Source organism: Pseudomonas putida group bacterium ESBL64 (assembly GCF_045277175.1).
Classification (GTDB): domain Bacteria; phylum Pseudomonadota; class Gammaproteobacteria; order Pseudomonadales; family Pseudomonadaceae; genus Aquipseudomonas; species Aquipseudomonas alloputida.
Genome location: NZ_CP145799.1, coordinates 4,195,463 through 4,221,512 on the forward strand (window position 1 = coordinate 4,195,463; position 26,050 = coordinate 4,221,512).

23 protein-coding genes are annotated in these 26,050 nt (G+C 63.6%); 8 read left to right on the top strand and 15 right to left on the bottom strand.

What is annotated here, in order from left to right; all coding sequences use genetic code 11:
- Positions 1 to 197 precede the first annotated feature (197 nt).
- Both V6093_RS19115 and V6093_RS19120 read right to left on the bottom strand, forming a co-directional pair.
- Complete coding sequence (locus V6093_RS19115) at positions 198 to 1,562, bottom strand: GTPase/DUF3482 domain-containing protein (protein WP_012053978.1); 1,365 nt, start codon at positions 1,560 to 1,562, stop codon at positions 198 to 200.
- On the bottom strand, positions 1,555 to 2,946 hold the full coding sequence (locus V6093_RS19120) for a DUF2868 domain-containing protein (RefSeq protein WP_274094330.1): 1,392 nt from the start codon (positions 2,944 to 2,946) through the stop codon (positions 1,555 to 1,557). The genes V6093_RS19115 and V6093_RS19120 overlap by 8 nt, the downstream gene beginning before the upstream one ends.
- A gap of 54 nt (positions 2,947 to 3,000) precedes the next feature.
- On the opposite strand from V6093_RS19120, the gene V6093_RS19125 reads away from it, so the two are divergent.
- Positions 3,001 to 3,516 carry a dihydrofolate reductase gene (locus tag V6093_RS19125; RefSeq protein ID WP_003249048.1) on the top strand — a complete coding sequence of 172 codons (516 nt, stop codon included), beginning with the start codon at positions 3,001 to 3,003 and terminating at the stop codon, positions 3,514 to 3,516.
- Between the two features lie 276 nt (positions 3,517 to 3,792).
- On the opposite strand, the gene V6093_RS19130 is transcribed toward V6093_RS19125, so the two are convergent.
- Positions 3,793 to 5,184, bottom strand: a complete 1,392-nt coding sequence (locus V6093_RS19130; RefSeq protein WP_003249050.1) for an L-cystine transporter — start codon at positions 5,182 to 5,184, stop codon at positions 3,793 to 3,795.
- A 244-nt stretch (positions 5,185 to 5,428) separates the two neighbouring features.
- Here V6093_RS19130 and V6093_RS19135 point away from each other — a divergent pair, with 244 nt between their 5' ends.
- Positions 5,429 to 6,484, top strand: coding sequence for a phosphorylcholine phosphatase (locus V6093_RS19135; protein ID WP_003249051.1), 1,056 nt, complete (start codon positions 5,429 to 5,431; stop codon positions 6,482 to 6,484).
- Positions 6,485 to 6,492: 8 nt separating this feature from the next.
- Here V6093_RS19135 and V6093_RS19140 read toward each other — a convergent pair whose 3' ends face one another.
- On the bottom strand, positions 6,493 to 7,161 hold the full coding sequence (locus V6093_RS19140; protein ID WP_143999843.1) for an FMN-dependent NADH-azoreductase: 669 nt from the start codon (positions 7,159 to 7,161) through the stop codon (positions 6,493 to 6,495).
- 102 nt (positions 7,162 to 7,263) lie between these two features.
- Between V6093_RS19140 and V6093_RS19145 the strand changes: the two genes are divergently transcribed.
- Complete coding sequence (locus V6093_RS19145) at positions 7,264 to 8,154, top strand: LysR family transcriptional regulator (protein WP_177331261.1); 891 nt, start codon at positions 7,264 to 7,266, stop codon at positions 8,152 to 8,154.
- Positions 8,155 to 8,224: 70 nt separating this feature from the next.
- Here V6093_RS19145 and ilvD read toward each other — a convergent pair whose 3' ends face one another.
- Entirely contained in the window at positions 8,225 to 10,066 is a 1,842-nt protein-coding gene (gene ilvD / locus V6093_RS19150) for a dihydroxy-acid dehydratase (RefSeq protein WP_003249056.1), read from the bottom strand.
- 270 nt (positions 10,067 to 10,336) lie between these two features.
- Complete coding sequence (locus tag V6093_RS19155) at positions 10,337 to 11,533, bottom strand: class I SAM-dependent rRNA methyltransferase (RefSeq protein ID WP_004575470.1); 1,197 nt, start codon at positions 11,531 to 11,533, stop codon at positions 10,337 to 10,339.
- 175 nt (positions 11,534 to 11,708) lie between these two features.
- Between V6093_RS19155 and V6093_RS19160 the strand changes: the two genes are divergently transcribed.
- Together V6093_RS19160 and mutM are read left to right on the top strand one after the other, a co-directional pair.
- Positions 11,709 to 12,527 (top strand): HDOD domain-containing protein, encoded by an 819-nt coding sequence (locus V6093_RS19160; protein ID WP_173881454.1) that lies wholly within the window; start codon positions 11,709 to 11,711, stop codon positions 12,525 to 12,527.
- A gap of 3 nt (positions 12,528 to 12,530) precedes the next feature.
- Positions 12,531 to 13,343, top strand: a complete 813-nt coding sequence (mutM, locus tag V6093_RS19165; RefSeq protein WP_004575471.1) for a bifunctional DNA-formamidopyrimidine glycosylase/DNA-(apurinic or apyrimidinic site) lyase — start codon at positions 12,531 to 12,533, stop codon at positions 13,341 to 13,343.
- 160 nt (positions 13,344 to 13,503) lie between these two features.
- Here mutM and V6093_RS19170 read toward each other — a convergent pair whose 3' ends face one another.
- The 5 genes from V6093_RS19170 to V6093_RS19190 form a co-directional block, all read right to left on the bottom strand.
- A complete protein-coding gene (locus tag V6093_RS19170) occupies positions 13,504 to 13,755 on the bottom strand; it encodes a YfhL family 4Fe-4S dicluster ferredoxin (RefSeq protein WP_003249063.1) in 252 nt (83 codons plus the stop codon).
- 107 nt (positions 13,756 to 13,862) lie between these two features.
- A complete protein-coding gene (gene coaD / locus V6093_RS19175) occupies positions 13,863 to 14,342 on the bottom strand; it encodes a pantetheine-phosphate adenylyltransferase (RefSeq protein ID WP_003249065.1) in 480 nt (159 codons plus the stop codon).
- 112 nt (positions 14,343 to 14,454) lie between these two features.
- On the bottom strand, positions 14,455 to 16,053 hold the full coding sequence (locus V6093_RS19180; protein ID WP_265977851.1) for a GMC family oxidoreductase: 1,599 nt from the start codon (positions 16,051 to 16,053) through the stop codon (positions 14,455 to 14,457).
- A 20-nt stretch (positions 16,054 to 16,073) separates the two neighbouring features.
- Positions 16,074 to 16,559, bottom strand: a complete 486-nt coding sequence (locus V6093_RS19185) for a hypothetical protein (protein ID WP_004575473.1) — start codon at positions 16,557 to 16,559, stop codon at positions 16,074 to 16,076.
- Positions 16,560 to 16,569: 10 nt separating this feature from the next.
- A complete protein-coding gene (locus V6093_RS19190) occupies positions 16,570 to 18,000 on the bottom strand; it encodes a coniferyl aldehyde dehydrogenase (protein ID WP_019752691.1) in 1,431 nt (476 codons plus the stop codon).
- Between the two features lie 151 nt (positions 18,001 to 18,151).
- Between V6093_RS19190 and V6093_RS19195 the strand changes: the two genes are divergently transcribed.
- Entirely contained in the window at positions 18,152 to 18,817 is a 666-nt protein-coding gene (locus V6093_RS19195; RefSeq protein ID WP_003249070.1) for a TetR/AcrR family transcriptional regulator, read from the top strand.
- Between the two features lie 35 nt (positions 18,818 to 18,852).
- Positions 18,853 to 19,707, top strand: coding sequence for a sulfurtransferase (locus V6093_RS19200; RefSeq protein WP_047603645.1), 855 nt, complete (start codon positions 18,853 to 18,855; stop codon positions 19,705 to 19,707).
- 52 nt (positions 19,708 to 19,759) lie between these two features.
- Here the strand turns inward: V6093_RS19200 and V6093_RS19205 are convergent, their stop codons facing one another.
- From V6093_RS19205 to V6093_RS19220, 4 genes are all read right to left on the bottom strand, one after another.
- Positions 19,760 to 20,752, bottom strand: coding sequence for a hydrolase (locus V6093_RS19205; RefSeq protein WP_003249073.1), 993 nt, complete (start codon positions 20,750 to 20,752; stop codon positions 19,760 to 19,762).
- A gap of 141 nt (positions 20,753 to 20,893) precedes the next feature.
- The gene (gene rsmD, locus V6093_RS19210) at positions 20,894 to 21,496 is read right to left on the bottom strand and encodes a 16S rRNA (guanine(966)-N(2))-methyltransferase RsmD (RefSeq protein ID WP_003249075.1); all 603 of its coding nucleotides are present in this window, start codon (positions 21,494 to 21,496) and stop codon (positions 20,894 to 20,896) included.
- Positions 21,496 to 22,986: a pitrilysin family protein gene (locus V6093_RS19215; RefSeq protein ID WP_047603643.1), complete on the bottom strand. Its 1,491-nt coding sequence runs from the start codon at positions 22,984 to 22,986 to the stop codon at positions 21,496 to 21,498. The genes rsmD and V6093_RS19215 overlap by 1 nt, the downstream gene beginning before the upstream one ends.
- Positions 22,979 to 24,334 (bottom strand): pitrilysin family protein, encoded by a 1,356-nt coding sequence (locus tag V6093_RS19220; protein WP_064613753.1) that lies wholly within the window; start codon positions 24,332 to 24,334, stop codon positions 22,979 to 22,981. The genes V6093_RS19215 and V6093_RS19220 overlap by 8 nt, the downstream gene beginning before the upstream one ends.
- Positions 24,335 to 24,565: 231 nt before the next feature.
- Between V6093_RS19220 and ftsY the strand changes: the two genes are divergently transcribed.
- Positions 24,566 to 26,050 carry a signal recognition particle-docking protein FtsY gene (ftsY, locus tag V6093_RS19225; protein ID WP_265977850.1) on the top strand — a complete coding sequence of 495 codons (1,485 nt, stop codon included), beginning with the start codon at positions 24,566 to 24,568 and terminating at the stop codon, positions 26,048 to 26,050.

Here is a 26,050-nt window from a genome sequence, read left to right on the forward strand (position 1 = left end):
TTGGACACAGGCCGCCGTGTAGGTGCGGGTTCACCCGCGAAGAGGCCGGCCCTGCTGGCCAATCTCCACCCGCCGTTCACCGTTGCCGCCGCCACCGTATTCGCGGGTAAACCCGCTCCTACGCAGATTGGTGGTGGGCACACTACACAGGCCGCCGTAGGAGCGGGTATACCCGCGAAAGGGCCGACCCTGCTGGCTCAAATCTGTGAAACCAGCGCCTCCAGCTGCTCCTGCCGCTCAGCCTGATTCAGCTTCGCCCCGGGATTCAGGGTGGACCACTGCGGGTGCGCCCGCGCTTTGACCAACGCCTCCGGCAACTTGCCCTCGCGCCAGGCCTTTTCATCCAGCTCGCCCAGGCGAATGCTGTCCTGCGCCGCATGCCCGCGGTTATCCAGCGCCACCATCAACTGCTGCTGACGCAAGGCCAGCAAACGCAATACCGTGTCGTCCACGGTCAGTTCGCGCTTGCCCTTGAGCTTGCCCATCAACCGCGAACCATAGTTGCGCGCCGTCTGCAGCGCGCCACCGGCAATCGCCCCGGCCAGCGCCGCTGCGCCGAGGGTAAGGCCACCAACCAGCAAATCGACCCCGGCACCGGCCGCAGCACCCGCCGCCACACCGCTGCCCAGGCGCACGCCCAGCAGTTTCAACGTCTCTGGATTGAACAAATCATCGCCCCAGCGGCCGTCCAGCAACGGCAGGTCGCTGGCATGGGCATCCTCGCGTCGGAAGGCATACAGCTTGAGCAAGGCTTCGACGCAGCGTTGTTCACGTTGGCGAATGTCCTGGCGCAGCGCCGCGATGGCCCGGGCTTCTGCCGCCGGTTCGGCCTCGACACTGCGCCGGCATGCAGCGCAATCGAGCAGCAGTTCGGCGATCAGGCGCTTGCCGCTGTGCCGGCGTGCCAAGCGCTGCGCCTGCTGGTCGTCGATCAGCCGTTGCAGCGCCGGGCGGGCGTTTTCCAGCAGCAGCGCCAGGCTTTCATACAAACGGCGCTCGCCATCTTCCGGCGGGGCCACGCTGTCGAACCGCACCAATGCGTGAAGCCCAAGCCGGGCAAGGGCTTCACGCCATTCCGGTTCGCGGTGCTGGCTGCTGGCGACGAAGTTGAGCACCGGCAGCAACGGCTTGCCGCAGTTGGCCAGTACTTCCAGTTCGTCGCGGTACTTGGCCAGCACCGGCTCGCGCGCATCGATCACATACAGCCCGGCATTACTGGCCAGCAGTTGGCGCAATACCTTGGCCTCCTGCTCGAAACGTTGGCGCGCTTCGCTGCCCTGCAGAAAACGCTCCAGCCGGGCCGGGCCGTCCAGGCGCTCGCCCGGGCGTTCCAGACGTTCAAGGTAGTCGAGCAGGGCGATGGCATCTTCCAGGCCGGGCGTGTCGTACAGCTCCAGCAAGGGTTCACCGTCCACAGACAGCCGCGCACCTTCCACATGGCGGGTAGTGCTGGGGCGGTGGGACACTTCGCCAAAACCGACGTCGCGGGTCAGGGTGCGCAGTAGCGAGGTTTTGCCAACATTGGTATGGCCGACCACGGCCAGTTTCAGTGGCTCAGTCATGGCCATGCTCCAGCCAGGTCAGCGGTGAGGTGTCGGCATGTTGCAGGCCAAGGCGGTCAAGGGCTTCGTGCCAATCGCCCAGGCGCTCGGCATCGAGGGGCTGGCCTGGTGCAGCCTGCAGCAGCCAGATACGGGTTGCGCCGGCATTGCGCGCCAGTTCGGCGAGCAGCGCCAAGCTGCCGCGGTCCGGCGAGCGGCGTGGGTCGCAGGCGATGGCCAGGCGTGCCGGTGGGAAGCGGCTGAGCTGCTCCAACAGCCGGTTGCGTGATTCGCGGCTGTCGAGCACGCCGGCATCGGTCACGCTTTTCGGCAGGGCGGGTGGCCAGGGGCGCTGGTCGTCCAGCTCCAGGCCCACCAGCAGGGCACCGCTGCTGCCGCTTTCCAGCTGCCCGGCGGCAAACTGCGGCAAGGCTTGCGGGGCAGCATCCTGCACGCCCATGCGTTCGCTGCGCGGCATCAGTGCCTCGCGCAGTTGCGCGTAGCCGGGCAACCCCAGGTCCAGCGTCAGGCGTTCACGGCCCTGGCGCCAGCGCCACAGGCATAGCCCGGCCAGCAGCAGGCGGGGCAGCAGGCCGTATACCAGCACCACGCCGAGCAGCCAGCTGGCCCAGGCCTGGCGTGCCATGTCCAGGGCCGGCAGGCTGTCGCCGCTGGCGCGGATCATGGCTTCGTCGGGCACGGCGAAGCCCAGCAACGAGGGGAGGGCGCCCAGCGCTTGGGTCAGGTGAATGAACGGGTCGGCGGCGAGCAAGGTGGTTTCCCAGACAAAGCCATAGCGTCGGGTCGCCAGCAAGACCAGCAGCATGCCCAGCGCGGTGAGCATCGCCAGCAGCCACAGGCCGTGTACCAACAGGCCGAGCAGCCACCGGTTGAGGCGTTGACGTTGCAGCAGCACCAGCAGCGCTGGCGCCAGGTGCGCGGCCTTGGCATCGCGGGCAAAGCGTTCGCTTAGCCACAGCCACAAGCGGCCCAGCCCTGCGCCATGCTCGCCGCTCAGGGCAAAACCCATGCCCCAGCCAAGTAGCATCAGCAGGTTCAGCCCGAGTAGGCTGCCCAGCGCCCAGAACACATTCACCGGGCGCTGCCCGTCACCGAGGGCGGCCAGCCCCAGGCCCGCGCCGCTGAGCACGGCCATCAGCAACAAGGCCAGCAGCGCCAGGCGCGCGCCCTGCTTCCAATGGCGCAGGGCGCCGGTCATGTCATCGCGCTCGGCCAGGAACAGCGCACGTGTTTCGATGCGCGTGGCCAGGTCGCCACCTAGCTGGCGGGCGTAGCGGTTGGCTTCCTGGTCTTCCAGCGGGCCGGCATGTTCTTCGCGCAGGCGTACCGCTTCGGTGAGCCAGCGCTTGTCCAGTGGCGTGGGTGCAGTCACAAGGTCTTCCATTGCACAGGTCAAGGCAGAAGCATAACCCACACGCCCGGTGCTATCCTCGCTGGCATGAATACATCACTCCCCCTCAGCCTGATCGCGGCTTATGCCGAGAACCGCGTGATCGGCATCGACAACTCCATGCCCTGGCATTTGCCGGGGGACTTCAAGTACTTCAAGGCCACCACCCTGGGCAAGCCGATCATCATGGGGCGCAAGACCTGGGACTCGCTGGGGCGGCCGCTGCCTGGGCGGCTGAACATCGTGGTCAGCCGCCAGCCGGGGCTTGAACTGGCGGGTGCCGAAGTGTTCGCCTCGCTTGAAGAGGCGTTGGTGCGGGCCGAGCAGTGGGCGCGCGAGCAGGGCGTCGGTGAGCTGATGCTGATTGGGGGCGCGCAGCTGTATGGGCAGGCGCTGGAGAAGGGGCTGGTCAGCCGCATGTACCTGACGCGGGTTGAGTTGGCGCCAGAGGGGGATGCGTGGTTCCCGGCGTTTGATGAAGGGCAGTGGAGGCTGACTTCTAGCGAGGCACAGGCTGAGGAAGGTAAGCCGGTGTATCACTTCGAGGTTTGGGATAAGGGGTGAGATTGTTGGGGGCTGCTCTGCAGCCCTTCGCGGGTGAACCCGCTCCTACAGCGGCCTGTGTCCAACCCCCGATGTGTATCCACCACCCTGTAGGAGCGGGTTTACCCGCGAATACGATAGCGGCGGCAACGGTGGACGGCGGGTGAAAATTGGCCAGCAGGCCTGGCCCTTTCGCGGGTGAACCCGCTCCTACGGGGGACCGCAGGGTGTTCAGATTTTGAGCAAGATACAAGCGGCCTTGTTGCGAAAGGGGCGCAACGCGCCCCCGGCAATCTATCAGGTGTGGCTCAGCTCGGCATGTTCATCACCGGCCAGCACTTCCTTGTCAGTCTCTTTCAACAGCTGGCTGGTGACAACGCCCGCCGTCATCGAACCGTTCACGTTCAACGCCGTTCGACCCATGTCGATCAGCGGCTCCACCGAAATCAGCAACGCCACCAGTTCCACCGGCAAGCCCATGGCTGGCAGCACGATCAGCGCGGCAAAGGTGGCACCGCCGCCCACGCCGGCAACCCCTGCAGAGCTCAGCGTGACGATGGCCACCAGGGTAGCGATCCACAGTGGGTCGAAGGTGTCGATGCCCACCGCTGGCGCGACCATCACCGCCAGCATGGCAGGATAGAGCCCGGCACAGCCGTTCTGGCCAATGGTGGTGCCGAACGATGCGCTGAAGCTGGCGATCGATTGCGGCACGCCCAGACGGCGGGTTTGTGCTTCGATGTTCAGCGGAATGCTGGCGGCGCTGGAGCGGCTGGTGAAGGCGAAGGTCAGCACCGGCCACACCTTGCGGAAGAAGCGCAGCGGGCTCACGCCGGTGGCGGCGAGGATGATGCCGTGCACCACGAACATCAACCCCAGGCCCAGGTACGACACCACCACGAAGCTGCCCAGCTTGAGGATGTCCTCTGTGTTGGAACTGGCCACTACTTTGGTCATCAACGCCAGCACGCCATAGGGGGTCAGCTTCATCACGACCCGCACCAGGCGCATTACCCAGGCCTGCAGGGTGTCGATGGCCGACAGGGCGCGCTCGCCCTTCTCGGCGTCGTCCTTGATCAACTGGAGCGCGGCCAGGCCGAGGAACACGGCAAAAATCACCACGCTGATGATCGAGGTCGGCTTGGCCCGCGCCAGGTCGCCTACCGGGTTGCTGGGGATGAACGACAGCAGCAGTTGCGGGATGTTGAGGTCGGCAACCTTGCCCGCGTAGTCACTGTGGATAACCTGCATGCGTGCGCTTTCCTGGGCGCCGGCCACCAGGCCCTCGGCGCTGAGGCCGAACAGGTTGGTCAACACAATGCCGATCAGGGCGGCAATGGCCGTGGTCAGCAGCAGGGTGCCGATGCTCAGCACGCTGATGCGGCCCAGCGAAGAGGCAGTGTGCAAACGTGCCACGGCACTGAGGATCGAGGCGAAGATCAGCGGCATGACGATCATCTGCAGCAGGCCGACATAGCCGTTGCCGACCAGATCGAGCCAGGCGATGGTTGCCTTGAGCACGGGGTGGCCAGCGCCATAGATCGTGTGCAGCACAAGGCCGAAGACCACGCCCAGCACCAGGCCAAGCAGTACCTTCTTGGCCAGGCTCCAGTCGGTGCGGCGGGTTTGTGCCAGGCCCAGCAACAGGGCCAGGAACGCCAGCAGGTTGAGTGACAGCGGCAGATTCATTGAAGCTCCAGCAGAAAAAAGCAGAAGTGGCATCGCCTCTGTGAGCGATTGCGAACGGAAATGCTAACAGCCTGAAAACAAACGAATTTATACCCAAATGGAATTTGCATAGTCGTTTATGGAATAACGGGATGTCGCAGATTGCAATGAACAAGGCGTTTGCGGCTGCCTGGAGGTCGTTATCGGGGGCTTGCAGTGGGGAATGTTGCACTAGCGTTTCTGGGTCATTTCAGGAGATTCGTACATGAAAGTCGCTGTGAAAGCCGCCGCAATTGGCCTGTCCCTGCTGTTCAGTATCGAAACCTTCGCCACGGAGCTCAAACACTGGCCCGCCGACGCGGCCAAACAGCTCGACAGCATGATCGCCGCCAATGCCAACAAGGGTAACTACGCGGTATTCGACATGGACAACACCAGTTACCGCTATGACCTGGAAGAAGCCTTGCTTCCGTTCATGGAAAACAAAGGCCTGCTAAGCCGCGACAAGCTCGACCCTTCGTTGAAGCTGATGCCGTTCAAGGACACTGCCGAGCACAAGGAAAGCCTGTTCAGTTATTACTACCGGCTGTGTGAAATCGATGACATGGTCTGCTACCCGTGGGTAGCCCAGGTGTTCTCCGGCTTTACCTTGCAGGAGCTGAAGGTGCAGGTGGATGAGCTGATGGCTTCGACCAAGCCGATCCCCAGCACCTATTACGAAGGCGACCAGGTCAAGGCCATCGAGGTTCAGCCGCCCAAGGTCTTCAAGGGCCAGGCCGAGCTGTACAACAAGCTGATGGAGAACGGCATCGAGGTCTATGTGATTTCGGCGGCCTCCGAGGAGCTGGTGCGCATGGTCGCCTCGGACCCCAAGTATGGTTACAACGTGAAGCCCCAGAACGTGATTGGCGTGAGCCTGCTGCTCAAGGACCGCGCCAGCGGACAGCTGACCACTGCGCGCAAGCAGATCAGCGCCGGGCACTACGATGCCAAGGCTAACGAGGGCCTGGAGCTGACCCCTTACCTGTGGACCCCGGCCACCTGGATGGCGGGCAAGCAGGCGGCGATCCTTACCTACATCGATGAGTGGAAGAAACCGGTGCTGGTGGGCGGCGACACGCCGACTAGCGATGGCTACATGCAGTTCCACGGGGTGGATGTAGGCAAAGGTGGTATCCACCTGTGGATAAACCGCAAGGCCAAGTACATGGACCAGCTCAACGGGATGATTGCCAAAAATGCAGCGGCGCAGGCCAAGGAAGGGTTGCCGGTGACGGCAGACAAGAACTGGGTGATCGTCACGCCGGAGCAGATCCAGTAACGGGAATATCAACCATCGCGGCCCACAATGAGGGTCTGGGCCGCTTTCTGGTCAATGTTCTGTGCCAACAGGGTCACTTGTTCAATGGCATTTTCACGAATCCTGGCGCCCTCAGGGCCGAGGGTCTGTTCGACCACTACACTGTGCGCCTGGTTAATCCCAACGAAGCGAAACCATGTGTCGATGAAGGTTTTTTCCAGGCCAAAAAACTGGTCGGGTGTCTGTGAGGTGGGCCCGTACCCCAAACCACGGGTGTAGATGGCAACCGCTCGACGCCCGCCAAGCATGCCGTTCAGCCCGTGTTCATCGAAGGTGAACAGCACGTCTTTGTGCGAAATTGCGTCGATCAGGTGCTTGAGCTTGTACGGAATGCCGAAATTCCACAACGGTACGCTGAACACCAAGGTATCCGCCCGGTGGAACCGTTGAGCGAGGGTCTTGATCCGATCCCATGCAGCTGCCTGTGCGGTTGACAGCGGGGCATCGCCAAGCCCTGCGTATTTCGCCGCGAGCAAGGCGCCATCTACTTCAGGCAGGTCGCATTCCCAAGGATTCAGGTGGTCGATTTCCACCGCTTTGCGCTCGGCCAATGCCGCCAGGAATGCGTCGGTAATCTGAGCGGAAACGGACCGCTCTCCTCTGGGTGAGGCGCAGACATACAAGATACGTTCAACCACGGGGCTTCTCCCAGGTAGTGTGGATGAGCCTTGCCTGACGCTTCACCGCCCAGGCGTTCGGCGCACAGTCTGATTCAGGGCGATTCATTATAGAAATGACGTATGCTCGCGAGATTGAGTGAGATAGGTGATGAATCTGTGTTCGATACTGTGCTTTTGCGGAGCTTGATTGCCGTTGCCGACACCGGTGGTTTCACCCGCGCTGCGCACAGGCTGCACCTTACGCAGTCGGCGATCAGCGCTCATATTCGGCGGCTTGAACGCGAAGCTGGACAAAAATTGCTGGAGCGTACGACCCGTTCGGTCAGCCTGACACCCGCAGGCGCTCGGTTGGCAGGCTATGCCCGCACCATCCTGGCGTTGCACGATGATGCCCGCGCAAGCCTTGGAGCAGGGCGGCGGGTGTCAGGCACGGTGTACGTGGGGTTGAGCGAGGAAATGGTGAAAGCCCCGATCATCGACTGCATGCGTCGTTTTTCGGTGGCACATCCCGATGCAGAGGTGTCCCTGACCGTCGGCCTGACTGGGGAGTTGCTCTCGCTCGTCCACTCGGGTGGGCTGGATATCGTATTGGGCAGCCGCTGCAGCGATGAAGAACGGGGCGAGGTGCTTTGGTCCGAACCATTGGTGTGGGCGAGAGGGCCGATTGCGCTGGGCAGCGATGAGGTCACCACGCCTGTGCCCTTGGCGGTATTTTCTGATCAATGCCCTTATCGGGCCGCAGCTATCGAGGCCTTGGTACGCGCCGGGCGGCAATGGCGCATCGTTTGCCAGAGCCCGAGTGTCGGGGGGCTGATGACCGCCGTAAGTGGGGGGCTTGGGGTAACGCCTGTCACGCGATCGTCTGCTCTGGCTGCCGGCCTTGTAGAAGTGTCGACGTTGCCAGCCTTGCCTCAAGCACAGTTCGTGCTGACGTCGGCGGCGACACCGAAGCGCTCGGCTGCCCTGCTGCTGGCGCAATTACGCCAATGTGTCGCGAAGGGAGAGCTTTGATCCGGCCTTTATCCACAGGCAAAAAAAACCGGCGTACGAGACGCCGGTTGTGCAAATGCCAGAAAAGCCCTTACAGCCCTTCGAGCATTGCCTTGTTACGCACTGCGCCTTTGTCGGCACTGGTGGCCAGCAGGGCATAGGCCTTGAGCGCGGTGGTCACCTTGCGTGGACGGACCTCGGCTGGCTTCCAGCCCTTCTTGTCCTGTTCGACACGGCGTTCCGCCAGCTCTTCATCGCTGACCAGCAGGTTGATCGAACGGTTAGGGATGTCGATCAGTACCTTGTCGCCGTCGCGCACCAGGCCGATGGCGCCGCCCGCCGCGGCCTCTGGCGAGGCGTGGCCGATCGACAGGCCCGAGGTACCGCCCGAGAAGCGACCGTCGGTGAGCAGGGCGCAGGCCTTGCCCAGGCCTTTGGACTTGAGATACGAGGTCGGGTAGAGCATTTCTTGCATGCCCGGGCCGCCTTTCGGGCCTTCGTAGCGGATGATGACGATGTCGCCGGCTTTCACCTCGTCGGCGAGGATGCCGCGCACGGCGCTGTCCTGGCTTTCGAAGATCTTCGCGGTGCCCTCGAACACGTGGATCGATTCGTCCACACCGGCCGTTTTGACCACGCAGCCATCCAGTGCGATGTTGCCGTACAGCACGGCCAGGCCGCCCTCTTGCGAGTAGGCGTGTTCGAAGCTGCGGATGCAGCCGTTTTCACGGTCGTCGTCGAGGGTTTCCCAACGGGTCGACTGGCTGAATGCGGTCTGGGTCGGGATACCGGCCGGGCCGGCCTTGAAGAAGGTGTGCACCGCTTCGTCATCGGTCTGGGTGATGTCCCATTTGGCGATGGCTTCTTCCATGCTGCGGCTGTGCACGGTCGGCAGGTCGGTGTGCAGCAGGCCACCACGGGCCAGCGAACCGAGGATGCTGAAGATGCCGCCGGCGCGGTGGACGTCTTCCATGTGGTACTTCTGGATGTTTGGCGCCACTTTGCACAGCTGCGGCACTTTGCGTGACAGGCGGTCGATGTCGCGCAGGTCGAACGCCACTTCACCTTCCTGTGCTGCGGCCAGCAGGTGCAGGATGGTGTTGGTCGAGCCGCCCATGGCGATGTCCAGCATCATGGCGTTTTCGAACGCTTTGAAGTTGGCGATGCTGCGTGGCAGGACCGACTCGTCATTCTCGCCGTAGTAGCGCTTGCACAGCTCGACGATGGTGCGGCCGGCCGTGAGGAACAGCTGCTCGCGGTCGGAGTGGGTGGCCAGGGTCGAACCGTTGCCCGGCAGGGCCAGGCCCAGGGCTTCGGTCAGGCAGTTCATCGAGTTGGCAGTGAACATGCCGGAGCACGAACCGCAGGTCGGGCAGGCGCTGCGCTCGTATTCGGCGACTTTTTCGTCGGAGGCCGTGGAGTCGGCCGCGATGACCATGGCATCGACCAGGTCCAGGCCGTGGCTGGCCAGCTTGGTCTTGCCGGCTTCCATCGGGCCGCCGGAAACGAAGATCACCGGGATGTTCAGGCGCAGGGCGGCCATCAGCATGCCGGGGGTGATCTTGTCGCAGTTGGAGATGCAGACGATGGCGTCAGCGCAGTGCGCATTGACCATGTACTCCACCGCGTCGGCAATGATTTCGCGGCTTGGCAGCGAGTACAGCATGCCGTCGTGGCCCATGGCGATGCCGTCATCGACCGCGATGGTGTTGAATTCCTTGGCCACGCCACCGGCGCGTTCGATTTCGCGAGCCACCAGCTGGCCCAGGTCCTTCAGGTGCACATGGCCCGGTACGAACTGGGTGAACGAGTTGGCGATGGCGATGATCGGTTTCTTGAAGTCTTCGTCCTTCATCCCGGTGGCGCGCCAAAGGGCACGGGCGCCGGCCATGTTGCGGCCTTGGGTGGAAGTCTTGGAACGATAATCAGGCATGAAACACTCCTGGCGGCTTAATCAGGTCACAAATAGGGGAGTGAGCTTCTCTTGTCCTTTGCGCCGCAGGCCGGTTGCCACTGGCACGGATGGGGCCAAGACCGCGCGGGATCGCCGCGTGCTTGACCAGAGCTCATAAACCCGCCGGGGATGACTGGCGATGAATAGGCCGATTCTACACCGCTGGCGCGGTGAGGGAATGCAGATGTGGATGGTTGGCGGGGGGATTGCGGCAGGAAAGGGCCGCTGGGCGGCCCTTTTTGGCAGATATCAGCTGTTTGGCAGTAACCGGCAGGTGATGCTTTTGATGTAGCGGGTTTCGGCGATGGCCGGGTGTACCGGGTGATCCGGGCCCTGACCGCCTCGCTCGAGCAGCTGCATGTTGCGGTCCAGGTGGCGGGCGCTGGTCAGCAGGATGTTGTTCAGGTCGTCCTCGGGCAGGTGCATCGAGCACGAGGCGCTGACGAGGATGCCGTCTTTGTTCAACATGCGCATGGCCTGTTCGTTCAGGCGGCGGTAGGCCGCTTCGCCGTTTTTCAGGTCTTTTTTGCGCTTGATGAAGGCAGGCGGGTCGGCAATGATCACGTCGAAGCGTTCTTCGGCCGCCTTGAGCTCGCGCAGGGCTTCGAACACGTCGCCTTCGATGCAGGTCAGCTTCTCGCTGATGCCGTTCAGTGCAGCGTTACGCTCCACGCCGTCCAGGGCAAAGCCCGAGGCATCGACACAGAACACTTCGCTGGCGCCGAAGGCACCGGCCTGTACGCCCCAGCCACCGATATAGCTGAACAGGTCGAGTACACGCTTGCCCTTCACGTACGGTGCCAGGCGGGCGCGGTTCATGCGGTGGTCGTAGAACCAGCCCGTCTTCTGGCCTTCGCGCACCGGGGCTTCGAACTTGACGCCGTTCTCTTCCAGCGGCACCCAGTCCGGTACTTCGCCGTAGACGGTCTCGACATAGCGCTGCAGGCCTTCGGCGTCGCGCGCGGCCGAATCGTTCTTGAACAGGATGCCGCTGGGCTTGAGCACCTGCACCAGTGCGGCGATCACGTCATCCTTGTGCGCTTCCATGGTGGCCGAGGCCAACTGCACCACGAGGATATCGAAGAAACGGTCGACCACCAGGCCTGGGAGCAGGTCGGAGTCACCGTAGACCAGGCGGTAGCACGGCTGGTCGAACAGGCGCTCGCGCAGCGACAGGGCGACGTTCAGGCGGTGTACCAGCAGCGACTTGTCCAGCGGCAGCTTGATGTCGCGTGACAGCAGGCGGGCGCAGATCAGGTTGTTCGGGCTCAGTGCGACGATGCCCAGCGGCTTGCCGTTGGCTGCCTCGAGAATGGCCTGCTGACCCGCCTGGAAGCCTTGCAAAGGGGTCGCGCTGACATCGACTTCGTTGCTGTAGACCCACAGGTGGCCGGCGCGCAGGCGGCGGTCGGCATTGGCTTTGAGGCGAAGGCTGGGCAGGGACATGACGTCGCTCCGGGAAAAAGAGCGGGATTATAGCGTGTCTGCAGTGCTTTAGCTTTTACAGGTGTGGTGCCCGGGGGCGCTTAGAGGGTTAAAATCCCCCGTCCTAAACGAGTGTGTACGTATGTCCCAAGAACTCAGCGCCGAACAGATCCAGCAAGCCTTGCAAGGCATCACCATCCCGCCTCAACCGCAGATCATGGTCGATCTGCAGTTCGAGCAGTACATGCCTGACCCAGACCTGGAAACCATCGCCAAGCTGATTTCCCAGGACCCGGGCCTCTCCGGCGCCTTGCTCAAGCTGGTCAACTCTCCGCACTTCGGGTTGTCCAACAAGATCGGTTCGATCCAGCGTGCGGTGAACCTGCTGGGGAGCCGTTCGATCATCAACCTGATCAACGCCCAGTCGATCAAGGGCGAGATGAGTGACGAGACCATCGTTACCCTCAACCGCTTCTGGGATACCGCCCAGGACGTCGCGATGACCTGCCTGACGCTGGCCAAGCGTACCGGCATACAGGCGGCGGACGAGGCCTATACCCTTGGCCTCTTCCATGACTGTGGCGTGCCGTTGATGCTCAAGCGCTTCCCCAATTACATGGACGTGCTGGAAGAGGCATACGCCAAGGCCGACGAAGAAACACGCGTGGTCGATACCGAAAACCGCACGTTCAACACCAACCATTCAGTGGTTGGCTACTTCACAGCCAAATCCTGGCGCTTGCCCGAGCACCTCAGTGCGGCCATCGCCAACCACCACAATGCCTTGGCCGTGTTCCGCGACGATACCTCGCGCAATACCCAGAGCCAGCTGAAAAACCTGCTGGCGGTGCTGAAGATGGCCGAGCATATCTGCGCGTCCTACCGTGTGCTGGGCAACCAGGCGGTGGACCACGAATGGAATGTGGTCGGCCCGTTGGTGCTCGATTACATTGGTTTGTCGGAATACGATTTCGAAAACCTCAAGCAGAACATTCGCGAGTTGGGCGGACACTGACACATGCCGGAATTGCCAGAAGTAGAAACCACCCGGCGCGGTATTGCGCCACACCTGGAAGGCCAGCGCGTCAGCCGTGTGGTGGTACGCGACCGGCGTCTGCGCTGGCCGATTCCGGAAGACCTCGATGTGCGCCTGTCAGGGCAGCGCATCGTCAGCGTGGAGCGACGTGCCAAGTACCTGTTGATCAATGCCGAAGTGGGTACGCTGATCAGCCACTTGGGCATGTCGGGCAACCTGCGGCTGGTCGAGCTGGGCTTGCCGGCGGCCAAGCATGAGCATGTCGACATCGAGCTGGAGTCCGGGCTGATGCTGCGCTACACCGACCCACGCCGCTTTGGTGCCATGCTGTGGAGCCTGGACCCTCTGAACCATGAGCTACTGCTGCGCCTGGGGCCTGAGCCGCTGACCGACCTGTTCGATGGTGAACGGCTGTTCCAGCTGTCCCGCGGGCGGTCGATGGCGGTCAAGCCGTTCATCATGGACAACGCGGTGGTGGTAGGGGTGGGCAACATCTACGCCACCGAGGCGTTGTTTGCCGCCGGTATCGACCCACGCCGGGAGGCGGGCGGGATTTCCCGGGCGCGCTACCTGAAGCTGGCGACCGAGATCAAACGGGTGCTGGCGGCGGCCATCGAGCAGGGCGGTACCACCCTGCGCGACTTTATCGGTGGCGACGGGCAGCCGGGGTACTTCCAGCAGGAACTGTTTGTGTACGGGCGTGGCGGGCAGCCGTGCAAGGTATGCGGCACTGAGTTGCGCGAAGTGAAGCTGGGGCAGAGGGCGAGCGTGTACTGCCCGCGCTGCCAACGATGAAACGTTCGCTGCAAACCTGTTGAAGCAAAACCTGAACGTTGGCGCGGTAACTGTGGGAGCGGGCAAGCCTGCGAAGCAGGCGACGCGATGAATGGCACCGGCTACGCCGGTGTTCGCGGCATGCCCGCTCCCACAGGGACCGTGCAGCGAAGGGCAGTGATCAGCCCTTGCCAGTGATCCGGCGATACTTGGCCATCAGCTGTTCTTCGGTTTCCGGGTGCGCTTCATCCAGCGGGATGCAGTCGACCGGGCAGACCTGCTGGCACTGCGGCTCGTCGTAATGGCCTACGCACTGGGTGCACAGGTTAGGGTCGATCACGTAGATCTCTTCGCCTTGGGAGATAGCCTCGTTCGGGCACTCGGGTTCGCAGACGTCGCAATTGATGCAATCGTCGGTGATGATCAGGGACATGGGGACTCCGGCCGGGGCTCACAGCCCGGGCATGTTCAACGCAATGGGCACAATTGTGCCGCATTCGCGCCCGCAGTGCACGCGGGCGCGACAATCAGGCGTCAGGCTTACTTCTTGAAGCGTTCAGTCAGTGCGTCGGCCACCACCGGGTGGACGAACTTGCTGATATCACCGCCCAGCGCAGCAATCTCCCGGACCAGGGTCGAGGAAATGAACGAATAGCGCTCCGACGGCGTCAGGAACAGGCTCTCGACATCGGGTGCCAGTTGCCGGTTCATGTTCGCCAGCTGGAACTCGTACTCGAAGTCGGACACCGCACGCAGGCCACGCAGGAAGACGTTGGCGCCCTGTTCCTTGGCGAAATGCGCCAACAGGGAAGAGAAGCCGATGACTTCGACATTGGGCAGGTGCTTGGTGACCTCACGGGCGAGCTCAACCCGTTGTTCCAGTGGGAACAAGGGGTTTTTCTTGGGGCTGGCCGCCACCGCGATGATCACGTGGTCGAATAGCCGCGAAGCGCGCTCGACCAGATCGCCATGGCCTTTGGTAATGGGGTCGAAAGTACCCGGGTACAACACTCGGTTCATCGCGTCATCCTGGCTGGAGTGCGTTGGGGAGTCGGATGGTAGCGCAGCGACGGCGCCCCGGCCAAGTCATGCGGCCGACTGATGGCACTATAGACAGGGGCCATGTTCGTTGTCATGCGCTGTGTGCCAGGCGGCTGACCAGTGCTTCGCTGAGCCTGGCGCTGATGGCATACACCGACAATTGCGGGTTGGCGCCGATGCTGGTGGGGAACAGCGAGCCGTCGTGAATCGACAGGTTTTCCAGCTGGTGATGGCGCCCCAGGCTGTCGCACACCGCCTGACGCGGATCTTCGCCGAGGGCGCAGCCGCCCATCACATGGGCACTGCCCAAGCGCGTGCGGAAGGGCTCCAGGCGCAGTTTGTCGATCATGGTCAGGGCCTGTTCCAGGCGAGAGGCGGCGCTGGCGTCGCTGTGCACCGGGGTTACCTGGGTGGCGCCAGCGGCGAACTGTATGTGCGCCATGCTGCGGTAGGCGCGCCGCAAGCCATCCCGCAGGTAGTCGGTGACCGGGTAATCGAGCACGGGTGAACCATCGCCGCGCAGTTCCACGGCCCCGCCCTGGCTTTCGGGGTGAAAACCATCGCGTAGCAGCGCCAGCATCACATGGGTATGTGGCAGCTCGGCCATGCGCTGGGCACTCTCGTGGCCGTACCCGCCCAGCAGGGTGCTGGCCAGGGCCGGATGCAGCGGCGGTACTTCCAGCTTGTAGCCAACCGGGCCGTCTACGTCGCCTTGCCACTGAAAGTGATCGCTGTAGATCGATTGCGGGGCGCCATGGTAGGGGTCGATACGCTCGCTGAAGCGTGCCGCACTGAAGTTGACCAGGTGCAGGAAGGTTCGCTTGCCCAGGCGACCATGCGGGTCGGGCGCGGCAGAGCGCAGCAGCAGGGCCGGGCTGTTGATACCGCCACCGGCCAGGAGGTAATGACGTGCCCGCACGCCGACCTGCCGGCCAGTAGGGTGTATGCCCTGGGCGTCCAGAGCCTGGCATGTCAGGCTCTGAATGCGTTCGCCGTTGTGGGTGAAGCGCTCGGCCCGCGCCAGGTACAGCAGTTCGCCGCCTTGCTCGAGGGTGGCAGGTATACGGGTCACCAGCATCGATTGTTTGGCATTCACCGGGCAGCCCATGCCGCAGTAGCCCAGGCTCCAGCAGCCGCGCACATTGCGCGGGATCACCCCCCAGCGGTAGCCCAGCTGTTCGCAGCCCCGGCGCAGCACCTCGTTGTTGGCATTCGGCGGCAAGGCCCAAGGGCTGATGCCCAGTTCCTGCTCCATGCGCTCGAACCAGGGGCGCAGTTCATCCTCGCCCAAACCGTTCACGCCATGGACCGACGCCCAGTGCGCCAGGGTTTGCGGCGGGGTACGAAAGCTCGAGGTCCAGTTCACCAGCGTAGTGCCGCCCACGGCGCGGCCCTGCAGGATGGTAATGGCGCCATCCTTGCTCATGCGTCCCAGGCCTTCCTGGTACAGGCTTGCGTAGGCCTCACTCTCCAGCAGGTGGAAATCGCCACTGGTTTTCAGGGGGCCTTCTTCGATCAGCAATACCTTGAAACCGGCAGCGCTGAGGATCTGCGCGCTGGTGGCGCCGCCGGCACCGCTGCCGATCACGGCAATGTCGGCCTCCAGAAACAGGTCGTGCTCCAGGCGCGAGGCATCGTGGGTGATCCAGCCGCGTTCGAGGCCTTGGCGAAACGGGTCGGGGACAGGCATTGGCGATGCTCTTGTTGTTTTCAGATTTTCGGTGGGCCCGGGTAACCGCAGTCTGCCCAGGATTCGGGGCGTTCGTACCAGGCCATTTGCAGCAGTTGCAGCAACGAGGCGTGCCCCATGCGTAGCAGGTTCAGCGAGCTGTCCTGCCAGCGTTGCAGGAACGCCGTGACTTGTGTGGCGCCAGCTTGGCCCCAACTGCCCCAGACGCCGGTCAGCGGGCCGCGAGTCAGCGGCAGGCTGAGCACGTCGAATAATTGCCGGGTGAGCTTGAGCATTTCCGGCGACAACGCCGCCAGCTTGTTGTCGAGGCTGCGCAAAACCGGCGCCTCGGTGGCCTGTGTACCGGCCAGGACCACCGGGATCAGCGCACGCAGCAGTGGCAGGTCGTCGTCACGGAGTACCTGAAAGCCGGTCGCGGCTGTTTGCACGCTGCACCCCACCAGGCTGGCACCCGCCAGAAAAGCACTGGCGCCGAGGCTGAAACGCAGCAGGTCGCGGCGGTGCATGGTGCGATCCTCAGCGGATGAACAGTTTGTAGACCAGGCGCTGCAAGGCTTTGCCATAAGGCGGGTAGATCAGCCGTGCGGCGTTGAAGCGTTGTTTGGCAAGTACCGCCTTGGCCTTGCTGAAGGTGAGGAAGCCGTCATGACCATGGTAGTGGCCCATGCCTGAAGGGCCGATGCCGCCGAAGGGCAGATCGTCCTGGGCAACATGCAGCAAGGTGTCGTTCAGGCACACACCGCCGGAGTGGGTGTGACGCAGCACATGCTCCTGGGTGCGGCGGTCATAGCCAAAGAAGTACAGCGCCAGTGGGCGTGGGCGCTGGTTGATGTAGGCCAAGGCCTGGTCGAGGCCGTCATAAGGCACTAACGGCAATAGCGGGCCGAAGATTTCGTCTTGCATCACCTGCATGCTGTCGTTCACGTCCAGCAGCAAGTGTGGTGGCAGGCGCCGGCCCTGAGGGGCTTCGCCTGGGTACAAGTCGAGTACTTGCGCGCCTTTGGCGCGGGCATCGTCCAGCAGGTGCTGCAAGCGCTGCAACTGGCGCGGGTTGATGATGGCGGTGTAGTCGGGGTTGTCGGCAATACGCGGGTACAGGCGGTGCACGGCGCGCTGGTAGGCGTCGCTGAAGGCGGGCAGCCGTTCGCGCGGCACCAGTACGTAGTCGGGGGCGACACAGGTTTGGCCGGCGTTGAGGGTCTTGCCGAAGGCGATGCGCTCGGCGGCGCTGTCCAGCGGCACATCCTCAGAAACAATAGCGGGGGATTTGCCACCCAGCTCCAGGGTGACCGGGGTCAGGTTGTGTGCGGCAGCCTGCATCACCTGGCGGCCCACGCTGGTGGCACCGGTGAACAGCAGGTGATCGAACGGCAGGCGGGCGAAGGCCTGGCCCACCTCGACCTCACCGAGCACAACGCTGACCAGGTCTGTGGGGAACACACGCTCGAGCAGTTGCTGTAGGGCCAGGCCAGTCGCGGGCGTGGCCTCGCTAAGCTTGAGCATGACCCGGTTGCCGGCGGCCAGGGCGCAGGTCAACGGGCCGATGGCGAGGAACAGCGGGTAGTTCCACGGCACGATGATGCCGACCACGCCCAAGGGTTGATAGCGCACCTGTGCGCTGGCCGGCTGGAACGCCAGGCCGACGCGGCGTCGGCGGGTGCGCATCCAGCTTTGCAAGTGCTTTTCGGCGTGGCGCAGGCCCTGCACCGACGGTAGCAGTTCGGCCAGCAAGGTCTCATCGGCGCTGCGCCCGGCAAAATCCTGGCTGATGGCTTCGATCAGTTCTGCCTGGCTGCTCAACAAGGCTTCACGCAGGCTTTTCAGCCACTGGCGCCGCTGCGCCGCTGGTGGCAGCGGGTTACCGGCAAAGGCCTGGCGCTGGGCCGCGAACGTCGTTGCGAGGTCGAGGTCGAATTGCAGAGGGGGCAAGGCGCTGGGCGAGTTCATGGTGGTGTCGAGTCCGGGCCGGGGTTGCCTAGAGCCTATACTCTAATTTGTACCATGGTGCGAATTTTTCCATGCCGCTCAACGGTGCATTCCATCTGTAATACGCCGTAAGATAAACCTTTGATGAAAGCCCGCAGACTGGGAGCTGAGCATGGCCCCGCGCATGAAGACCCGAGAGCGCATCGTGCAGAACAGCCTGGAGCTGTTCAACCAGCAGGGCGAACGCAGCGTCAGTACCAACCACATTGCCGCGCACATGGAAATCTCGCCCGGCAACCTGTATTACCACTTCCCCAACAAGCAGGCGATCATTGCCCTGTTGTTCAGCCAGTACGAAGCGCTGGTGGACAGCTTTCTGCGCCCGCCGCAGGGCCGCGCGGCAACCGTGGAAGACAAACGCTTCTACCTCAAGGCCTTGCTGGCGGCGATGTGGAACTACCGCTTCCTGCACCGTGACCTGGAGCATCTGCTGGACAGCGACGCCGAACTGGCCGCCCGTTACCGGCGTTTTTCCGAGCGCTGCCTGCGCCAGGGCCAGGCGATCTACCGCGGCTTCGTCGAGGCTGGCATCCTGGCCATGGTGCCGGCGCAGATCGAGTCACTGACCATCAACGCCTGGATCGTGCTGACATCATGGGTACGTTTTCTCAGCACCACGCGTGAACATTCTGCGCACTTGGGTGAAGAAGCCTTCAAGCGCGGCGTCTATCAGGTGCTGGTGCTGGAGCTCGGTTTCGTCACCGACAATGCCCGTCCTGCAGTGGACGCGCTGTGTCAGGAATTCCATGTACCGTTCAACCAGGCCCTGGAGCACTAGCCCAGGGCCCTAGTGCCATCGATCAGGAGATTGTCATGCCCCTTGCGCAATTGATCACCCCGCAGCAGTTGGCTGAGCGTCTGGGCTCGCCCAAGTTGGTGATCCTCGACTGCCGCTTTGCCCTCGAGGATGTGGACTATGGCCAGCGCAGCTATGCCCAGGGGCATATTGAGGGGGCGCATTTTGCCGACCTGGACCGGGATCTCAGCGGGCCGGTGAGCAAGGGGCGCACCGGGCGCCACCCGTTGCCCGATGCCCAGCGGCTGGTCGAGCGCCTGCGAGAGTGGGGGCTGAACAACGACAGCGAGGTGGTGCTGTACGACGACGGCCCCGGCGCCTTTGCCGCTCGCGCCTGGTGGCTGCTGGTCTGGCTGGGCAAGCGCAGCGGTGTGGCGATTCTGGACGGTGGCCTGAAGGCCTGGCACGCGGCGCACCTGCCGTTGAGCCTGGACCCGCCGCCCAAACGTGAGGGCACTTTCAGTGGTGAACCTGACGCGAAGCTGCTGATCGATGCCGACCATCTGGGCAAGCGCCTTGGTAGTGCAGACCTGACCTTGATCGATGCGCGTGCCTTGCCGCGTTTTCGCGGTGAAGTGGAGCCGATCGACCCGGTGGCAGGGCATATTCCCGGGGCCCAGTGCGCGGCGTTTACCGACAACCTGGGGGCTGACGGGCGTTTTTTGCCGGCGGATCAGCTAAAGCAGCGTTTTGCCGAAAAGCTGGGTGGACGGGGGCCGGAGCAGTTGGTGTCTTATTGCGGGTCTGGGGTAACCGCTTGCCATAACCTGTTTGCAATGGCCCTGGCGGGGTACCCGCTGGGCAAGCTGTATGCGGGGTCGTGGAGCGAGTGGATCAACAATCCGCAGCATGCTGTGGCCACCGGCGAGTAAGCAGATCGGGTTAAATCTCTGTGGGAGCGCGCAGCCTTTACGCATTCGAGCGCTAGCTGCCGTCCACCAGCCACTGCGGAATCCGTCGTTCCAGGTAGTACCCCGGATTTCGCAGGCTGCCATCGACAAAGCCCACATGCCCACCGCGGTCATGCAGTTCGAAGCGGGTTTGTGGTGACAGTTCACGGGCCGTCGGCAGGCTGTGGCTGGACACGAAGGGGTCATCGCTGGAATGGATGATCAGCGTTGGCGTGCGGTTCTGGCCAAGGAAGAAGTGGCTGGATGAGCGACGATAGTAGTCGTGCGCATCGCGAAAGCCATTGAGCGGTGCAGTGACTTTACCGTCGAAGTCCCAGAATGTGCGCAAGTTGGTGAGTTGGCCCAGGCGCTCCAGTGTCGCCAGCTGTTCATGCTGGCCCTGGTCGTGGAAGTGCCGCTGCTTGAGCTGAACATACGCCAGCATCTCGCGCATGAAATGCGCCTGATACACCTTGGAGAACCCTTGGCCGATACGGTCGGCACAGTGGTCCAGGCGAAAGGGTACCGAAACTGCAGCCGCTGCCTCCAGTTGGCTGGCGACGCCGCTCTCACCCAAGTACTTCAACAATACATTGCCACCCAGCGAATAACCCACTGCATACAGCGGCGCCAGCGGGCGCTGGGCGCGAAGATGGCTGACAATTTCCGCCAGGTCTTCGCTGGCGCCGGAATGGTAGCTGCGCGGCAACAGGTTGGGCTCGCCTGAACAACCCCGCCAGTTCACTGCCACGCTGGCCCAGCCGCGACCTTGCAGCGCTTGCTGCAAGCCTTTCACGTAGGGCGAGTGAGACGAGCCGGTCAGCCCATGCAGCACCAGTACCAGTGGCGCATGGGGTTGGTGCGGGCCATGCCAGTCCAGGTCGATGAAGTCGCCGTCAGCCAGCCACAGTCGTTCGCGGTCACGCTGCAGCTCAGGCAGCTTGCGCCAGAGTGGCCCCCACAAGGTCTGCAGGTGGGGATTGGACAGGCCGATGGCCGGACGGAATGTGGCGTTGGGGCTGGGCATGCTGGGTGGCTCATGATGTGCCTTGCTAGCTTGCCACGAAACAGCGCCACAGTACCTGCGCCATTGGTGGGAGTGAAGGTGCAGCTCCAAGCATGGCACAGATGGGGTGTGGCAACCCATTACACCCCACCCGGCGGGTAATCAGCCCCGCTGCCAGAGTGCGTAGTGCACCTGGCCGGTCTTCTTCTCGCGGTGCAGGCGCCAGTTGCCTGGCAGTTGCAAGGTCGAGGGTGCCGCTTCGCTTTCGGTGTAGACCCAAGCCTGCTCGCTCAACCACTGATGCTGCTCCAGCATGTTGCAGGTGTTGGCCAGCAGGTCCTGGTGGAACGGCGGGTCGAGGAACACGACATCGAACTGCTGCTTGGCCGGGCCTTGCAGGTAGCGCAGGGCGTCGGTTTGCAGAATTTGCCCGCGGGGACAGCGCAGGATTTCGAGGTTGTTCTTCAGGTTGGCGATGGCCGCAGGGTTGCTGTCCAGCGCCACGGCATCCTCGGCCCCACGGGACAGGGCTTCGAGCACCAAGGCACCGCTGCCGGTGAAGGCGTCCAACACGCGGGCGCCCTCGATGTAGGGTGCCAGCCAGTTGAATACGGTTTCCCGTACGCGGTCAGGCGTTGGCCGCAGGCCTTCGCCTTCCGGCACCGCCAGGCGGCGGCTGCGCCACTCGCCGGCGATGATGCGCAGGTGGCCCTGGCCCTTGCTTTGGCCCGCTTGCGGGCGGGCGGGAGGGGTGGATCTTGGCATTAGTGCTCCGGTACCCCGAGCGGTTGCTCGGAGGGCTTGTCAGTGGGTGCTGGCAGCGGTTTTTGTGGCACTTTCGGGCCAACGGTGACGATCACCAGTTTATCGGCTGACAGGTGTTTGTTCATGGCTGCCTTGACCTGTTCGACGGTAAGGGCCTGGGACTGTTGCATGAAGTCCTCTAGCCAGGTCAGCGGCAAGTTGTAGAAGCCGATCGCGCCCAATTGGCCGACGATGCTGGCATTGCTGGCATTGGACAGCGGGAAGCTGCCGGCCAGCTCGCGCTTGGCATCGTCCAGTTCCTGTTGGGTAGGGCCCGTCTTCAGGTAGTCGGCGAGAATGCCTTGCACCAGCTTGAGCGTACCTTCGCTGAGCTCGGCACGGGTTTGCAGGTTGATCATGAACGGACCGCGTACCTGCATCGGGCTGAATACCGAGTAAACGCCGTAGGTCAGGCCACGCTTCTCTCGCACCTCGCTCATCAGCCGGGTACCGAAGGCGCCACCCCCAAGGATCTGGTTGCCCAGCGACAGGGCTGGCCAGTCCGGGTCCTGGCGGTCGATCCCCAGTTCGGCCAGCATCAGGTGGGTCTGCTTGGACGGGAAGTCGATGTGGGTCAGGCCGGCCTTGGCGTCTGTGGGTTGGGCCGGTGCGGCCAGCGCAGGGCCCTTGGGCAGGCCAGCCGACACCTGGGCGGCGATGGCTTCGGCCTCTGCACGGCTGAGGTCGCCGACCAGGGCGATTACCGCATTGCCGCCGGTATAGGCCTTGGCGTGGAACGCGCGCAGCTGGGCAAGGCTTATGCCCGTGATGCTCTCTGCGGTGCCGTCGCTTGGGTGGGCGTAGGGGTGGTCGCCATAGAGCTTGCCGAAAAGGGCCTTGCCGGCGATCTTGCCGGGGTTTTGCTTCTCATATTCGAAGCCAGCCAGCATCTGGTTCTTGATGCGTTTGAGGGCATCCTCGGGGAATGTTGGCTTGCCCGCCACCTCTGTAAACAGTTTGAGGGCCGGTTCGCGCTTGTCCTTGGTACTGAGGCTGCGCAGCGATGCGACGGCCATGTCGCGGTAGGAACCGTTGCCAAAGTCTGCGCCCAGGCCTTCGAAGCCCTCGGCGATGGCGGTGACGTCCTTGCCGGCCACGCCCTCGTTGAGCATGGCGTTGGTCAGAGCGGCCAGGCCTGGCGTGCCGCCGTCCTGGCTGCTGCCGGCAGCGAAGGTGACGCGCAGGTCGAACATGGGCAGTTCGCGGGCCTCGACGAACAGCACCCGGGCACCTTCGGCGGTGTTCCAGTGCTGGATGTTCAGCTGACGCCGGCTGGGTGCCTTGCCATTCAGTTCGGCCAGCGACTGCAAGGTGTTGGCCGGGCGGGCTGCGCTGCTGTCGGCCTTGGCAGCGTTATCGGCCATGGCCGGAGCGGCCAGCACTGCCGCCAGCGCCAGGGCACGAATGCCCGTGACCAGCAGGGTTGGGCGTGGTGCGCGGCGATCACTCATGGGCGGACTCCTCGGGCAGTACATGGGCAACGCTCAGGCGTTCGCGGGTGAAGTAGGTGCGCGCGGCGTTCTGGATGTCCTGCGGGGTGACGCGCTTGAGCTCGTCCAGTTCGCTGTCGATCAGCTTCCAGGACAGGCCGACGGTTTCCAGCTGGCCGATGGTGGTGGCCTGGCTGCTGATGGAGTCGCGGTCGTAGACCAGGCCGGCGATGACCTGGGCGCGTACGCGTTCCAGCTCTTCGGCGCTGGGCGGCGTGCTCTTGAGTTCTTCAAGCAGCTGCCAGATGCCTTTCTCGACGTCGGCGAGGGTTTTCTGCTTCTGCACATTCGGCGTCGCCGAGATCAGAAACAGGCTGTCGCCGCGGGTGAAGGCGTTGTAGCTGGACGACGCGCCGGCCACCAGTTCCTGGCCACGCTCCAGGCGGGCCGGCATGCGGGCGCTGTAGCCGCCGTCGAGCAGTGCCGAGATCAGGCGCAGGGCATGTACCGTCCGAGGGTCCTTGGCGGTGGGCAGGCCGGGCACGTTGAAGCCGTAGATCAGGCTTGGCAGCTGGGTTCGTACGTGCAGGGTCAACTGGCGCCAACCAGGTTCGGCCAGTTCCAGTGGCAGCTTGGCTGGCGGTACGGCGCGTTTGGGAATATTGCCGAAATACTTCTGCGCCAGGCCCTTGACCTCGGCGGCGGTGACATCACCGACCACCACCAGGGTGGCGTTGTTGGGGGCGTACCAGGACTCGTACCAGTGGCGCAGTTCCTCGACCTTCATGCGCTCCAGGTCGGCCATCCAGCCAATGGTCGGCGTGTGGTAGCCGCTGGCCGGGTAGGCCATGGCGCGGAACAGCTCGAATGCCTTGGCATTGGGCTGGTCGTCGGTGCGCAGGCGGCGTTCTTCCTTGATGACCTCGATTTCGCGGCTGAACTCGTCGGCAGGCAGGCGCAGGCTGGCCAGGCGGTCCGCCTCCAGTTCCAGGGCTACCGGCAAGCGGTCGCGGGCCAGCACTTGGTAATAGGCGGTGTAGTCGTCGCTGGTAAAGGCGTTTTCATCGGCGCCGAGGTCACGCAGAATGCGCGAGGCCTCGCCGGGGCCGACCTTGGCGCTGCCCTTGAACATCATGTGTTCCAGCGCATGGGACAAGCCGGTCTGGCCCGGGGTCTCGTAGCTGGAGCCGACCTTGTACCAGATCTGCGAGACCACCACCGGGGCGCGATGGTCTTCGCGGACCACGACCTTCAGGCCATTGTCGAGGATGAATTCATGGGTGGGTTGCACATCGGCGGCGAAGGCCGCGAGCGGCAGGCAGAGCGTGCCGAGCAACAGGCCAGCGGCGCGGCGGGCTAGAGCGTTCATACGGTGTTTAACCTGTTCGGCGGCCCGCTGGGTTTAGCGTCGGCGGGCCAGGAGGTGCTAGGATACTGATCCGGTTGCCTGGCGACCATGCCTGTCGCCGTTCTGGCCCACAGGACACTAAGTCAAAACGTTGCGCATGAACCAGCCGGCTTCAAGATAGTCTGTTCTGCGTAGAGAGAATTCCCGATTGGCCATAGCTGGCCTATCGCTACCCTGAGATAGCCGTCTTCCATGTTTGGTTCCAACGACGACAAAAAAGCGCCGGCCGAGGCTGGTGAGAAGAAAGGCCTGTTCAGCTGGTTTCGCAAGAAGCCGCAGCCACCTGCGGGAGCGGGCGTGCCCGCGCATGAACCCCCCGCTGTCGAGCATTCTGCAGCCGCTCCGGTCGAGGGATCTGCCGCCGAAGCGCCACAGGCCCCCGAACCCGTTCAGGCCTCTGCTGCCCCACAGCTGGCTGAGCCGCAGCCGGTCGCCGCACCGGCCCGGCCCCCGGTAGTCGAGGCCCCCGTCCCTGAACCGGTTGCCTCGCAGCCGTTGCAGGCGCCTGAGCCAGAGCTGGTCGCATCCCAGCCGCTGGTGGCACCTGCACCGCAGCCGGTTGCGTCCATGCCCTTGCAGGCGGCCCCTGTCGAGTCTGCCCCTGTCGAGGCCGCAGCGCCGGTCAGCAACCTGGTGCTACCGGTTGCCGAAGAGCCCGTGGCCCTGGTGCCGGACCTGGAGCCGAAGGCACCGCCCGCAATCCCGGAACGCGCGGCACCCGCCCCTGTTGCTGCACCCGTCGAACAGGCCAAGCCCGGCTTCTTCGCGCGCCTCAAGCAAGGCCTGTCCAAGACCAGTGCCAGCATCGGCGAGGGCATGGCCAGCCTGTTCCTCGGCAAGAAGGTCATCGACGACGACCTGCTCGACGAAATCGAGACGCGCCTGCTGACTGCCGACGTGGGTGTGGAGGCTACCTCGGCCATTGTCCAGAACCTGACCCAGAAGGTCGCGCGCAAGCAGTTGGCCGATGCCGATGCCCTGTACAAATCGTTGCAGGAAGAACTGGCTGCGCTGCTGCGCCCGGTCGAGCAGCCACTGAACGTACAGGCCCAGAACAAACCCTATGTGATTCTTGTGGTTGGCGTGAACGGCGCCGGCAAGACCACCACCATTGGCAAGCTGGCGAAAAAGCTGCAACTGGAAGGCAAGAAGGTCATGCTGGCTGCCGGTGATACCTTCCGCGCCGCCGCGGTCGAGCAGTTGCAGGTGTGGGGCGAGCGTAACCAGATTCCGGTGATCGCCCAGCACACGGGGGCCGACTCTGCTTCGGTCATCTTCGATGCCGTGCAGGCCGCCAAGGCCCGTGGCGTCGACGTGCTGATCGCCGACACTGCCGGCCGCCTGCACACCAAAGACAACCTGATGGAAGAGCTGAAGAAGGTCCGCCGGGTCATCGGCAAGCTCGACGTTGAGGCGCCGCACGAGGTGCTGCTGGTGCTTGACGCCGGCACCGGCCAGAACGCCATCAGTCAGGCCAAGTACTTCAACCAGAGCGTCGAGCTGACCGGCCTGGCCCTGACCAAGCTGGACGGCACTGCCAAGGGCGGGGTGATCTTCGCCCTGGCCAAGCAGTTCAACATCCCGATCCGTTTCATCGGCGTCGGTGAAGGCATCGACGACCTGCGTACCTTCGAAGCCGAGCCGTTCGTCAAGGCTCTGTTCGCCGAGCGAGATTGA

Bases quoted from the DNA above. Each gene is read 5' to 3' on its own strand.
- ftsY (WP_265977850.1), top strand. From the start codon at position 24,566: ATGTTTGGTTCCAACGACGACAAAAAAGCGCCGGCCGAGGCTGGTGAG.
- V6093_RS19185 (WP_004575473.1), bottom strand. From the start codon at position 16,559: ATGCACCGCCGCGACCTGCTGCGTTTCAGCCTCGGCGCCAGTGCTTTT.
- V6093_RS19200 (WP_047603645.1), top strand. From the start codon at position 18,853: ATGCCCCTTGCGCAATTGATCACCCCGCAGCAGTTGGCTGAGCGTCTG.
- mutM (WP_004575471.1), top strand. From the start codon at position 12,531: ATGCCGGAATTGCCAGAAGTAGAAACCACCCGGCGCGGTATTGCGCCA.
- V6093_RS19205 (WP_003249073.1), bottom strand. From the start codon at position 20,752: ATGCCCAGCCCCAACGCCACATTCCGTCCGGCCATCGGCCTGTCCAAT.
- V6093_RS19115 (WP_012053978.1), bottom strand. From the start codon at position 1,562: ATGACTGAGCCACTGAAACTGGCCGTGGTCGGCCATACCAATGTTGGC.
- V6093_RS19135 (WP_003249051.1), top strand. From the start codon at position 5,429: ATGAAAGTCGCTGTGAAAGCCGCCGCAATTGGCCTGTCCCTGCTGTTC.
- V6093_RS19130 (WP_003249050.1), bottom strand. From the start codon at position 5,184: ATGAATCTGCCGCTGTCACTCAACCTGCTGGCGTTCCTGGCCCTGTTG.
- coaD (WP_003249065.1), bottom strand. From the start codon at position 14,342: ATGAACCGAGTGTTGTACCCGGGTACTTTCGACCCCATTACCAAAGGC.
- V6093_RS19145 (WP_177331261.1), top strand. From the start codon at position 7,264: ATGCTCGCGAGATTGAGTGAGATAGGTGATGAATCTGTGTTCGATACT.
- V6093_RS19125 (WP_003249048.1), top strand. From the start codon at position 3,001: ATGAATACATCACTCCCCCTCAGCCTGATCGCGGCTTATGCCGAGAAC.
- V6093_RS19195 (WP_003249070.1), top strand. From the start codon at position 18,152: ATGGCCCCGCGCATGAAGACCCGAGAGCGCATCGTGCAGAACAGCCTG.
- rsmD (WP_003249075.1), bottom strand. From the start codon at position 21,496: ATGCCAAGATCCACCCCTCCCGCCCGCCCGCAAGCGGGCCAAAGCAAG.
- ilvD (WP_003249056.1), bottom strand. From the start codon at position 10,066: ATGCCTGATTATCGTTCCAAGACTTCCACCCAAGGCCGCAACATGGCC.
- V6093_RS19190 (WP_019752691.1), bottom strand. From the start codon at position 18,000: ATGAACTCGCCCAGCGCCTTGCCCCCTCTGCAATTCGACCTCGACCTC.
- V6093_RS19180 (WP_265977851.1), bottom strand. From the start codon at position 16,053: ATGCCTGTCCCCGACCCGTTTCGCCAAGGCCTCGAACGCGGCTGGATC.
- V6093_RS19155 (WP_004575470.1), bottom strand. From the start codon at position 11,533: ATGTCCCTGCCCAGCCTTCGCCTCAAAGCCAATGCCGACCGCCGCCTG.
- V6093_RS19220 (WP_064613753.1), bottom strand. From the start codon at position 24,334: ATGAACGCTCTAGCCCGCCGCGCCGCTGGCCTGTTGCTCGGCACGCTC.
- V6093_RS19120 (WP_274094330.1), bottom strand. From the start codon at position 2,946: ATGGAAGACCTTGTGACTGCACCCACGCCACTGGACAAGCGCTGGCTC.
- V6093_RS19170 (WP_003249063.1), bottom strand. From the start codon at position 13,755: ATGTCCCTGATCATCACCGACGATTGCATCAATTGCGACGTCTGCGAA.
- V6093_RS19215 (WP_047603643.1), bottom strand. From the start codon at position 22,986: ATGAGTGATCGCCGCGCACCACGCCCAACCCTGCTGGTCACGGGCATT.